Origin of the sequence: Cyanobacterium sp. Dongsha4 (genome assembly GCF_036345015.1) — a bacterium.
Taxonomy (GTDB): domain Bacteria; phylum Cyanobacteriota; class Cyanobacteriia; order Cyanobacteriales; family Cyanobacteriaceae; genus PCC-10605.
Map to the genome: position 1 here is coordinate 2572847 of NZ_CP084098.1, position 13956 is coordinate 2586802.

6 protein-coding genes are annotated in these 13956 nt (G+C 36.2%); 1 reads left to right on the forward strand and 5 read right to left on the reverse strand.

The annotated features are described in order from the left end of the window. Positions 1 to 33 precede the first annotated feature (33 nt). The 4 genes from Dongsha4_RS11230 to def all read right to left on the reverse strand — a co-directional run bounded on the left by Dongsha4_RS11230 (position 34) and on the right by def (position 11001). A complete protein-coding gene (locus Dongsha4_RS11230) occupies positions 34 to 8592 on the reverse strand; it encodes a Calx-beta domain-containing protein (RefSeq protein WP_330202477.1) in 8559 nt (2852 codons plus the stop codon). Positions 8593 to 8877: 285 nt separating this feature from the next. Further along, a complete protein-coding gene (locus Dongsha4_RS11235; RefSeq protein WP_330202478.1) occupies positions 8878 to 9255 on the reverse strand; it encodes a DUF4359 domain-containing protein in 378 nt (125 codons plus the stop codon). A gap of 32 nt (positions 9256 to 9287) precedes the next feature. Further along, complete coding sequence (lptC, locus tag Dongsha4_RS11240) at positions 9288 to 10424, reverse strand: LPS export ABC transporter periplasmic protein LptC (protein ID WP_330202479.1); 1137 nt, start codon at positions 10422 to 10424, stop codon at positions 9288 to 9290. 58 nt (positions 10425 to 10482) lie between these two features. Beyond that, entirely contained in the window at positions 10483 to 11001 is a 519-nt protein-coding gene (gene def / locus Dongsha4_RS11245) for a peptide deformylase (RefSeq protein ID WP_330202480.1), read from the reverse strand. Between the two features lie 200 nt (positions 11002 to 11201). On the opposite strand from def, the gene Dongsha4_RS11250 reads away from it, so the two are divergent. Further along, positions 11202 to 12788, forward strand: coding sequence for an iron uptake porin (locus tag Dongsha4_RS11250; RefSeq protein ID WP_330202481.1), 1587 nt, complete (start codon positions 11202 to 11204; stop codon positions 12786 to 12788). Between the two features lie 208 nt (positions 12789 to 12996). Here Dongsha4_RS11250 and Dongsha4_RS11255 read toward each other — a convergent pair whose 3' ends face one another. Then, on the reverse strand, positions 12997 to 13914 hold the full coding sequence (locus Dongsha4_RS11255) for a glycosyltransferase family A protein (protein WP_330202482.1): 918 nt from the start codon (positions 13912 to 13914) through the stop codon (positions 12997 to 12999). Positions 13915 to 13956 lie beyond the last annotated feature (42 nt).

Genomic DNA, 13956 nt, shown 5'->3' on the forward strand with positions numbered 1-13956 from the left:
AAAATTGGGAAGTAATAAAAAAGGGTTATACACCTAGCTGATGACTTCAAAAGCTATGCCCTCCTCTACAAAGGCATTAGAGTAATTATCAATAATGCTTTGTCTTTCTTCACTTCCGACAAAGATATAACTACCCGGATTCAATAAACTTTGAAAACGATAGATAGATTCACCTGTACTGCTACCCGGAGTGGCGGCATAAAAGGCAATACCTTCCTCTTTGAAATTACTATAATTTGCTCGAATATTTTGGCTTTCTACTTCTCCTGCAAATAAATAAGCACCGGGTATATTCATATTTTGGAAGCGATTAATCTTCATTAAATTATCGTCTTCATTGGCAACATTAAAGGCAAATCCCTCTTCGATAAAGTTCGGGTAATTGTCTCGAATATTTTGGCTTTCTACTTCTCCTGCAAATAAATAGGCATTTGGTACATCTGTATTTTGAAAACGATACATTGATGTATTGAGAATATCATAACTAATTTCTGTACCATTTTCTCCTTGCTCTATTATAAATAAGGCATTACTGAAGTCTCCTTCAAGAGTAATAGTAGAATCAGTGTTACCATCGTTATTGCTATCAATATCCAGAATAGCTGAGCCAAGAGAGAATTTCACTTGATCTGCATTAAATATGTTATCTTCGATGATAATTTTATCAGTGCGATCGAATCCTTCTATAATATCCTCGTTTAATTCGGCTAATGTACCTTGAATAGTATTCGTACCTCCACCAGTAAGATTGAACAAATCAGAAGCACTACTAGGTTCAAAAATATTGTCTCGATTATCTGCGATAAATTTTGTCGCAGTGTCAGGATTGGGGGGAGTGATAATTTCACCATCAGAAAAAGAGGAAGCATTGATAATTACTCTAGTTGAACTATCAAAATTAAAATTGAGTTGATCTGCCACTAAGAGTGTGGAAGTAAGTGAAGTATAGATATTGTAAGTATTCTGGTTAGAATCGGTATAAGTACCTTGATTTATCCAATTTCCATCGGCTTGAACTGTACCAGCTAAACCTGTTACTGTCAAAACATGAGAATAACTTTGATTGTTAATAGAAAGAACTTGATTTGTGATGTCATAAACACTTCTGGTATTAACTACTAAAGTGTTATCAATTCCTAAATCAATTACCTCGATATTTTTCAGGGAATTATTGGGAATATCCTTTAAGTTTAGGGTTTTTTCCGAGATAAGATAAGGATTAAGGAGTAAGGTATCAACTCCACTACCACCATCAATACGATGGAAGTTAAAGTCACCAATAGAAATAATATCGTTTCCTAAAGCACCGTACATCACAACGGTGCCTCCCACTGCTTCTAAATAATCATCTCCTTCTAAAGCATTCATAATCACGGGATTATCTGATGTAGCTACATAATCTGCCTGCAATATGTCATTATCGGCTGTACCTCGTTGGGTTAATTCTCCGGTAAAATCACCGCCATAGAGGGCATAACCATTATTGGCAGTGCTAACATCTGAACCCATCATCATATCAGCAAAGCCATCTCCGTTGACATCACCGCCACCTCCCACGGGTGTACCTGCGGTTATCGGGATTCCTGAATAATTAACCTCAAATCCTTGAATTTCAAATCCATTATCGCCATTCAATCCATTTGATGAGCCAAAAAAGACATTGGCATAGGGTGTGCCACTAGCATTATAGAGAGAATTACCGATAATGAGATCGTCATAACCATCACTATTTATATCTCCGGGACTTGCTAATGTGACCGTTTCTGCCGAACCAAATGATTCACCAATAGATAAATTAGTTACATAGGATGTGAAAGGAGTTGACGAAGGCAGACTAAGGGTGCCACTAGATAGATTATTAAATTGATCTCCCCCGTAAATTATATAAGTCAATTTAGAGACTCTATTTTGATTACCTATAGCTCCTTGAAACTCATATACACTGATTGCAATGTCATTATAGCCATCACCATTAAAATCACCATATCCGGCCCCTTGCACTGGAGTGTTTGGGTCTTCTATATTGCCTGTGGTAACCTTAACACCATTATCACCATTGAGTTGATCAAGATTAATACTTTGTGATGGACTACTGTTCCCAAAAAGAATATAAAATCCGTAGGATGAAGAATTGTTTAATCCGAAAAGAGCAACATCATCATAACCGTCACCATTTACATCTCCAATTCCCGCAACTGAAATACTTAATTCATGAACATCTTGGATAGCTAAATTAGGAAAATTACCAATAATTTCGATCGAAGATAGAGTAGAAGATTCCCCTCCTAAAAAGATGGTATTTGTAGAAGTAGTATTAAGTTGATAATTTCCTGAATTGGTTTCCTGTGTCAATAAACTGCCTACAATAAGGTCACTATAACCATCCCCATTAAAGTCTCCGATTCCATCGGCAGAGGTAAAAACTGTTGGTTGATAAAAAGCCCCGTTATTATTATTGTCATTACTCACCAATGTCATATAATCATCATATTCTCCGACGGGATTGGTTATTTGTGGACTTCCAAAAAACAAATTGGTTGCTAAAAGATTATTGATAACAAAATCGGCATAACCATCTTCGTTAATATCTCCAACGCCCTTTACATAGTTAGATAAAGGGAAAGGATAACCTTCATAAACATTGAGTAAAGCTACGCTGGTATGGACAGTATTGGCCGCTCCCCCAAAGACTAATTTACCAATGGAATTAAAATTAGCACTTGTAGTTCCTACTAAGACATCATCGTAACCATCACCGTTTACATCTCCAGCATTATTAACAGAGTAAGGACTAACTTGGGACCCAAAAGGAATAATAAAACCCAAAGAGCTTCGCAATTTGGTTAAATCAAAACTCTGTCCTCCTCCCATCCATGCTTTACCATATAAGATATAAGTATTAGTTAAGTCACTGCCATCAGTACCATTATTGGGAGCACTAATTAACATATCTGGGATTTTATCCCCATTCACATCTCCTGCCGAACTAATAACCGTACCTGTATAACCAGAATTAATCTGAGCATTATTTACATCAACGGGTAATAAATTACCATTAAGATCCATAATACGAGAGTTATTTTGTTGTGAATCTAACTGAAAAGTATTACTGCCATTGACCCCCAATTCAGTGATTTCACTACTACCAAACAAAATATAGCCTTGTCCAGCATTAGCATAGGCATTAGGCGCGCCAACTAATAAGTCATCAATACCATCTTGATTAACATCTCCTGCTCCTGCAACGCTAAAACCTGCTCCTCCTTTGTCAGCAACCCCTTGCAAAAATAGTCCTGATATAGAATTATCGGTATTATTGTTGAGTGTAGTTAAATCAAAGCCATTTTCATCGACTCTATTCCAGTAATCACTATCACCACCAAACACTACATAGGCTTTTCCTAGGCTTCTATTTTGGTTTAAAGATGCCGTAGGAGCTCCAATAATTATATCTTGATAACCGTCATTATTAATATCTCCTGCTAATGAAACACTACTTCCTGCTTGATCTGTATAAGCCACATCAGGATAAGGATTACTAGGAATGTTTTCAACAGGATTACTATCGGAATTAGAAATAATGGTTGCCTCTCCCTTTAACAGCACACCGTTACTACCATCCAGTTGGGATAAGTCCACAACACCGTTTTTTCCGACACTTCCCCCCCCAAATACCACATAAACTTCTCCACCATTACCAATAGTTGAACCTGATTTATTTTTTATCGCATTAGTTTGGGGTGCACCGATAATAATATCTTCAATATTATCATTATTAACATCCCCCACTGCAACGGAAAAACCAGTTGAAATATCTCCATTTTTTAAGATATAGCCATTATCTCCATTCAAATTATTAAGAGCAAAAGTACCTGTTTCTGACAATGCTTTATTAAAAACGACATAGACTAAGCCTTTACCAGTAGCACCAATGACTAAGTCATCTTCTCCATCTCCGTTCACATCTCCTACTGCGATCGCATCTCCCAATTGATCCCCATCTTGCCCGGCACTTAAAACCAAACTATTATCACTGTTTAAGTCAACAGAATCCTGTTTTGCTATATTTGAGTAAGACAATGTATAAACTTGACCCGGTTTAGCATTAGGATTTGTTGCAACTCCAGGAGCACCAACGGCAATAAAAGAATTGTTGTCACTGTAAGCTAAACTATTTCCTGTCAGCAAACCCGAGACCGTACCATTAAGAATGGTGCCATTATTGCCATCAAGTTGGTCTAAATTAAGGTTTTCATCTGTAACATCAACCTGCGCAGCACCATAAACAAGATACACGACTCCATTATTAACCCCTGTTGCCCCGATTAAAAAATCATCATAACCGTCATTGTTAACATCTCCTGCTGAACTGAGAGAAACTCCTACATTGCCACCATTTTCACCATTAACGATAAAACCAGCATCAATGTATTTTAGGGCAGTGGGTTCATCATCAATAATTGTACCAGTAGCTTCTACGGTAGCATTTTGGTCAACAGCATATTGTCCTACCAGAGGATAGGCTTGAAGACTATCACTATTTAAAATCAATCTGAAAGTTTCTGGTTTTCCTTCGTAATAGTCATCATTGATTAAGTTAACAGTAATTTCTTTGGTGGTTTCACCTGGTGCAAAAGTGATTAACCCTTGGGCTTTTTCATAATCTGAACCTTCAGTAGCCGTACTATCTAGGGTTTTATAGTTTAAAGTTAGAGGTTGAGAAATATCACCACTACGGTTAATTTGAAAAACCATTACCGAGTCATCTTCCGGTGCTTGTGCTGATTCCACATCAATAAAACTAACGGCATTGTTATTTTGAGGAATAGCTAAAATAGTGTTGCCACTAACACCGGTAGAACTATTTCCATAGGCAAAAAGAGGATCTAATGTTGCTTCTAAAACAGAAGAATTACTCCATTGCTCAGTTTTTTGGTCAAAGATACTATAGTGAATTCGAGAAACAACATTACTGTCAAATCCGCCACTAGAATCAGGGGAATTGGGATCATTAACCGTCTGAGTCCACATTAAAATTAAATTTTTTTCATCGCCCACTTCATGGAGAGTCGGAGGAATATTAGGGTTAATCGGACCACTATTTACTAAAACAGGGTTTTCCCATTCGCTACCATTCCAAATGGCGGCATAAATTTTTTGTTTATCATCTTCAGAGTTAGGAGAAATCCAAGCGATAACTAATTCTCCTGAATTTTTTTGATAGGATGTAGCTTTACCAACTATACCTTCCACTCCTGGTACTTGAGTTGCGTCACCCCAAGTATATTCTCCTGAGTCATTTAAAGTGCCGATAGAATATTTGAGCTTACCATTTTGTACGTCTTCTTGAAGAGCATCTATATTCAAAATATTGGGAGCACCAATGGCAAAGTCTTGAATCCCATCGCCGTTAATATCTCCCAAACCAGAGACAGAAGTACCAAAAGCCTGATCAGATTCAGCACCAAATATGGTCATTCCTCTTTCACTGCCTATTGTTTGCAGTTCGCTAACATTGACAACTCCATTGGTCCACTCATAACCAAAAGGGTCTCCATAAATAATATAAGAAGCACCGGCATTAACGTTATTGTCAACGGTTGTTTCTGGCGCTCCTAAAATTAAATCTCGATAAGAATCCCCATTTATATCCCCACTATTAACCGAAGCCCCCGCCCCTTGAACAGAAAAACCATTACTTCCATCCAAACTATCGAGATTAAAAGTTAACTCATTATCCAAAGATTCACTACCAAACACAACAAATGATTGGCTAGGAACATTTTGATTATTGATAGTTGTAGAAGTTACCCCTAAGACAATCTCATTGATGCCATCTCCATTCATATCTCCAGCATAGCCTACTTGTAATGTGGCTAAACTAATATTGCTATCACTTTGAAAAATGACCCCTTGCCCTTGCTCTAATTTTGCTAAATCTAAGTTTGTTCCAGTGTTAAAATCCTTTGAACCAAAAATTAAATATGCTTGTCCATTCGAGCCAATAATAAAATCGGTGATATGATCTCCGTTAACATCACCAATTAAACTTACTGTTTGTAAGGAAGATGATTGCACTCCATTATTCGCACTTTGACTGTTAATAATGTTTCTTCCCCAGTATTTAGCTTCCATTTCCTCTAATAGTATGGTGTCGGGTCGTTCATTCCAACCAAAAAGAATATTTATTTGACCAGTACCACCATTTAATCCAGGAGAGCTAATGATTATATCGTTGTAACCATCATCATTGACATCCCCAAAACTTCCCACCTGAGTGCCGATGTTTCCTTGAGGATATTCTTTAGTTTTAATCTGAAATCCGCCCTGAGAATTGCCAATATCATTGAGTTTAATCGCAGACTCAAATGGTGATTGTGTGGTGTCTTTGCCGTAAAGTACATAGACTTTTCCTGTTTCTACTTGTTCATTATTAACGCTTGATAAGGCACTGGGAGAACCAATAATGAGATCTCCATAGCCATCCCCATTTATATCCGCTCCAAAAACACTAAATCCAGCTTGAGAGAGGTTATCACCTTCTAAGGCAAAACCATTAGTTCCATCGAAATTATCAACATCAAATATAATACTGGTAAATCCGTCCCAGTGTTGACCAAACATTACATAAGCCTTGCCATTTTGAGATTTAGCATTAGGTGCACCAATAATAAAGTCATCCAAACCATCTCCGTTGACATCTCCCGCCCCACTTACTGACCAACCTGTTTGATCTAATAATTCACCCCCCACAATTTGAATAATACTCATGAAATTGAAAGTTGAAACATCGCCCAGATCATAGGGGTTGTACTCATCCCCTTGATTATATTGCTGAGAACCGAGAAAAATATAAACTTCTCCGGGCGGAATATTAGTAACAGAATCCGCATTGGCATTCGTCCAAATCACCACGGGTTGATTTTGGGGATCAAATTCGATAAGAGGATTAGAATTAATACCACTACTGCCGGGGATTTTCTGAGCTGGTTGCCACTCTCCATCAATATATTGAGATACCACCACATTAGTCAAATCCTTAGTTTCATTGGGAGCATCTTTGACAAAAGCCATTAAGGTTTCGTTGTTATCCCCTAATGCTAATACTGGAACTCCATCATTGGTAAGATCGCTATCTCCTAACACCGCACTAGAGCCATAATCTGTAGTTGTTCCCCGAATGGGGTCATAGAAGAAATTACTATTACTTTGGGTTGCTCCGAAATTCTCATCAAATTCAATACTACCACTGACCTTAAATGGTCCAATACTAAAACTATAGTTAAATATTTCTTGCAAACCTAATAAACTTTGATTGGGTTCGACCTCTATGTTCGCATTAACCAATCCCGAAAGGTCAGCTTCGATACCACCGTCAAATAAAGTAATATCCCCATCAATACCCAATCCAGCTAAAAATGTTAAAGACTGCTCAAAATCTTCTGTCTGCGTGGTGCTTGATAAATTTTCAAACAGATAACTGAAGAATTGGTCTATATTCATCGACACTGTTAATTCAGAAGGATCATCACTAGAAGTTGCTGGTTCTCCGTTTTGATTGACTAGCTGAATAATATCAGTCAAAGGATTTGACTCTTGGGCGAAAGATGCGAGATTTTCCGAAAATTCCCATTCAAGTTGAAAATTTACCTCAATACTAACTGTGGCTTGTCCTAAAGGTTCAACGCTAACCGTATAAACAGGTATTTTCAAAAGAAGTGTTGCTTCTAATTCCCCTCCTAACTCCACCGCATCCCAGTTTTGCTCTCCATCGTCTGATATTCCAAAGGTAAAGCCAGCTTCTAATAGCCCTTTTATGTTAATAATCTCATTAAAAAGTGATATTTCAACTTCTAACTCAGATTCTTCTGAGGGACTTCCCGTTACAGCATTCACACTACCTATGGCAGACAAGACAATTTCTAATTCATTTTTATACTCTTCCAGACCCTCCAAGGGTTCCAGTTCTATTTTATATGTGCTACTAAAAGTTCCATTAAAAGGGGCATCAAAAGAAAATGAACCATCAGAGTTATTTGTGGAATTTTCTACTTTTAAGGTTTTGGCTACAAAAGGGCGATCGCTGTCATAATTATAAGTTAGGTCTTGAGGTTGTGATGAAATAATGTAAGAATACAAATCCGTATCAGCATCTGGGTTATTTTTATCTGATTTTTGAGTTACTACTAAAACATTTTCATCATCAAGGGCGATCGTTGCTAAACCTTGATCCGCCACTTCGTCATTTGACAACTGGTTGGGTGTACTCCAATTCCAACGACCAAAAGCATCTACAGTGCCAATGGAATAATAAGCCTCTTTTTCATTACCTTGCCCTGAAACCCAAGTTGCCTGCATTCCACTACCGCTTTTAGCGAGTTTTAAGTTAAATCCACTAGGAATATTCGCAATGGTTTCTCCTCCTATCCACTGATTGAGATTATTGTTATAAATTGCGTGATAGATATAGCCATTCTGATTCCAGATAACATGAGAAGTGTCTTTACTATCTTTCGCTAAAACTGCATTAGAGATGTTGGGAATACTACCAATAGGATTAATCGGTTGCGGTTGTGAGGATGCTTGTGTCATAGAGAGTTAACTATTAACATTTATCAGCTCATTATCCTTTTAATTCTTATGTAGAGACATCAAAAACCACCTAATTTTAACTATTATTAATAAATCATAAAAATTACAAATGTGCGATAATTATAAAAATTACCACATTATTTTGAATAGATGTAATAATCTTAATTGTAACTGATCATCTGAACTTAATATTAGACATATTAAATGTTAATCAAATTTAAAATACAAATCAATTTTTATTAAGAAAACATCAAAATTAATCCTGTTATTTTTTGTTACTATATTTTAATTTTTATTTTTGCTGTCTATGGGAGAGGATTGATAAAGTAAAAAAAATTGATTAAATATTCCTAAAGTTTGGCTTTTATATACAGGAGTTTTAACTTGATAAATACTAAAAATAAGATAGTTATTTCTGATGGTATTTTCTGATAAAAATTGCTCGATCGCACCTGAACTTTGATCAGCTACAAAGTTACAAGTTAGACTTTTTAAACTACTTAATATATCCTCTGACTTATTAGTATTACAAATTTGGTCTTTTAATGAGGCTTGGGTATTTTCAGTAATAAATTCATTAAACTTTTGTTCATTGGGATTAGTGAAGTAGCTGTAACCAAAAAAAACAGCTAATATTAGTAAAGAAATTCGAGATAATTTCATAATTTTTACACTTAAAATAAACTACAAAAAAATTATTCTTCGGGATAAATATTGGTAATCACTCTGGTACTATTATCTCCTTGGACAGTAATATTTTTATCTCTAAGATTACCCCATGCTTTAATACCTTTTAAGTTTAAATCTGGATTTAATTGACGATAATAAACATTTCCCTCTGCATTAATTTCCTCATTATCTACATTCCAAACCATTTTATCTGCATAAATTTCTGACTCTTTATCTTTAGTTTCTCCGTAAATTCCTTCTTGTAAATAAACCTGATTTTCCTCTAAATTAAATTTAACAAAATTGGCAGTTAAAGTTGTTCCTTTATCTGGTTGTATCAACTTAGTTGGTTGATTGGATTCCATGATGCGATCGCCGTAATACCAAACAACACGAGTTGTTGCCGCTTGAAGAGAAGGCTTAATCGATTGATATTCCACATCACCACTTATGACGGCTACGCTATTATTCAAATCAACTTCTACTTGTTGGCTATTTAGTTTATCCGTGATAATTTTTTCATCAAAACGAATCATATTTAAAGGCTTATTACCAATCACTTTATCTTGAGGGATTCGCCAATATAAATGTTCCGTAGTTAATTGTAAAGTTGGTTTATTAGTAGTTGCGAAAACATCTTGACTTAACTCTAAAACTTGGTTTTTCGTATTATATATTCCTTCCTTTGCCGTCACTATTAATTTTTCATGACTAGCCTTAATTTTATCTTTTCCTGTTACAACCAAAAAATTATCCTCTGGTTTCCAAACCACTTCTTCTCCTCTAAATTCAGCTTTATTTCGAGGATCAATAACTAAAATATTTCCCTCTAAAAAAATTTCTTTTCCCTCTTTTGTCACCTCTCCTCTATCAGCTTTTACCTTCAAAATAATCTCATTATTTTCAAATAAGTTACCTACTATTTCCTCTATTTTTGCACTTTGATTATCCTGAGCATAAATTGCTTTTTCGGTACTAATTCTCCAAAGAGTATTACCATCAGCATTAGATTGTTCAATGGTAGAATTATAAAGAACTAAACCTTGTTCTACTTCCCTATTAGTCTCATTATCATTAACTTCTTGAGGAGGTTGACTTTGACCCTGACAACTAACTAAGAAAAAGCACAAGCAAAGAAAAGCAAAAGATTTTTTAATGAACATTATTTGTTTTCAATAAGTCTTAAAATTGTTGACTAAAAATAACTCAAAACTGAAAATTTCATACCAAAGATTTATCCAGTTTTAGCTGTGCCTCCGACATCAAATCCTCTTGAAGATGATCCACAAAAAGAATGCCATTAAGATGATCTAATTCATGTTGAATAATTCTAGCGATAAAATTATTATATTGTTTTCGATGCCATTGACCATCACGGGTAAAATATTCTACCTCTATATCTCGATAACGGGCAACCATACCTCTTTTTTGCTTAACACTTAAACATCCTTCTTCTTTTATCACTATTTCCTGAGAATGATTAACAATTACAGGATTTATCATGGCAAACGGTGACATAAAAGGTGCGTCAGGATAACGAATATTGGGATGAGAAGCCACAACAATGATTCTTTTTGACATTCCCACTTGAGGGGCGGCAATACCAACACCATGAGACTTGAGAGTTAAATCTAATAGCTCATCAATAATATTTTGTATTTCTTGGCAGTGAACATCTTTAACTTCTTGTGCAATTTCTCTTAAAACTGGTTCACCTATTTGTAAAATTTCCTTGATCATAATCACATTTTTAAAACCATTGTTGAACAACCAATTATCTGTCCTAGTATATCGTTTTCCCTAATCACATCAACTGAATGTATAAACCGCATTACCTGACGATTATTGGTATCGAGCAACACAAATTTTTCCAAACTTCTTCTTATACTTTTCTTAATTATTTCTTAATTTTTTCTTAAATCACTGGTGTGAGGTCTTCAATGTCGAAAAAAAATATTTATTGCCTAGCCACCGTTTTAAGTGTCTTAGCAACCCCTGCTATCGCCCAAGAAACTCTATATAGTTTCAATGAAGCAGATTCCATGGCACAAATTAATTCTGTGTCGCAATTAAGAGATGTTTCTCCCACTGATTGGGCATTTGAAGCCTTAAGAAGTTTGGTTGAGCGTTATGGTTGTATTGTCGGCTATCCCGATCGCACCTATCGAGGAAATAGGGCTTTAAGTAGATACGAATTTGCCGCAGGTTTAAACGCTTGTATGCAACAGATGGAAAGACTTATTGCCCAAAGTGAAAGCGTCTTAAAAGAAGATATAGAAACCCTCAAACGCCTGATGGGAGAATTTGAAACAGAATTAGCCGCCCTCGGTACAAGAGTTGACAACCTCGAAGGCAGAGTAGCATTTTTAGAAGATCATCAATTTTCTACCACCACCAAACTAGGGGGGGAAGTTGCTTTTACCCTTGCTCAAGCCTTTGGGGACAAAGTTACTAATCCAAATACTGGTATTAGCGACGATTTAGACACTCAGACTGTTTTAACTACTAGGGTAAGACTTCAGTTAACCACCAGTTTTACAGGTAAAGATATGTTACTCACTCGTTTGACGGCGGGTAATTTAGGACCATCTTTTGCACGTCAAACCTTTACCGATGAAGGGCGTTTTGCTTATGATGGACAGTTAAACAATGATGTTACAATTGATCGTCTTCATTACTACTTTCCCGTTAACAACAATCTCAGAATGTTTGTTATGGCAAGTTTAGGAGGACATCACTTCTATGCAGACACCTTTAACCCCGGTTTAGAAGCAGGAGGAGGAGCAAATGGTGCATTATCTCGATTCGCAGAAAGAAACCCCTTATATCGTCTTGGTTTAGGTGGTCAAGGGGTAGGTTTCCGATACAAACTAGGCACAAATTTTGAACTATCCGCAGGTTATTTGGCAAGAGGAGGAAATGACCCTTCTGAGGGGCGAGGCTTATTCAATGGTAATTACTCCGCCATGGGACAATTAGTCTATAAACCTACTGACAGAATTAAATTTGGTTTTAGCTATTTAAACGGTTATGATCCTAACGGAGTCGGTTCTGCATTTTCCTTTGGCGGTACGGGTACAAGATTTGCAAACTTACAATTAACAGGTTTAGGAGTTCCTAACCGTCCAATTTCTAGCAATTCCTATGGCTTACAAGGTCAATTTGATATTACTCCTAATTTCAGTCTTCGAGCTTGGGGGGGCTATACTTCTGCTAAACTAATCGGCTTAGGTGAAGGAGAAATTTGGAACTATGCCCTTGCTTTAGCCTTTCCAGACTTAGGAAAAGAAGGAAGCATGGGAGCGATTATTGTTGGTGCTGAACCCTATTTAGGAGGTTTAGATGTGCCTCAAAATCCTCGTTTAGTCAACGATACTCCCTTACACGTAGAGGTTTCTTACAAATATCCCCTAACGGATAATATTACATTAACCCCGGGCTTAATCGTTTTGGCCGCACCTAATCAAAATAGTGGCAGAAATGATCCCATCTATATAGGTACTATCAGAACAACCTTTACCTTTTAATTATTTTGGCTCTTCTACTTTGAGTATGATAAATTGTTAGTTAAGATAGAAAAAGGGGAAGAAGCAATTTAAATAGGTTTTAGTTTACCTAAATTTTAGATATTAGACTTGTTGTGAAATAATGTCTTAAAATGCTTGAAATCCTTGGTATATAAGATTTACAAACACTTCTAGCCTCAATGGCTACAACTTATACCCAGTAAAGTTTTCAGACGTTTTTTTTGTTATTTTGCAACAACTCTATTGTTTCTAAGGTTTTTCCTAATCCCAATCTTGCCATTTGCCATGCGTGGAGAGATCTACGAAATTCAGGATCTTCATAACGAGGCATTTTATCCAACATTGCTTTAAAGTATCCCACAACAATTAAAATCCCACCAATGACATAAGGTTTTTCCCACATTCGGTATAAACCAATGGCGAATATATACAAAGGGTGTGTACCCATAAAATATTGTCCTTTTCCCCATCTTAATCTTCCTTCAATAATCCCTTTTTCAGATGAACCCATTAACCGTTGATGGATAAACATTAAATTCGGATCATTAATACTACGAGTTCGCCATCCCTTCATTCTCGCCCGATGAAAAGCAATGCCATCCCAGTGAACTTCTCTTACTAACCCCCCAATATCTTCAAAACATTGACGACGATAGAAATTAATTTGTCCGGCTACCATCTCGTCTGCCATTCTTTCTAAAGTAAGTTTACCATCTTCTAATAAGTATGATTTTCCACTAGCAGAGCCTAAATGGGGATCTTCTCGAAAATATGCTAATAAACTGGAAAAATACTCTGGTTTAAACTCTAAATCTCCATCTAACTTGCCAATAAAATCATAATCTTTTGTTTTTAATCTTTCATAACCATAGTAAAAGGCTTCTACAACACCTGGTCCTACAGAACGTTTACCTCGATCTGGTTTTGTAATAACGTGGATCCATGAATATTTTTCAGCGGCTTTTTGTAAGATTTCTGAAGTTTTATCCGTTGAACCATCATCGACGATTAGCCATTCTTTGGGGGTTAATTTTTGATTTGCAACGGATTCGATTGTTTTTTCCAGATAGTGTTCCTCATTACGTACAGGAGAAATTAATACTATTTTCGATTCAAACTCACTCATTTTTTTTTGTAAACTGAATTGTGGATTAATGAAACAATACCT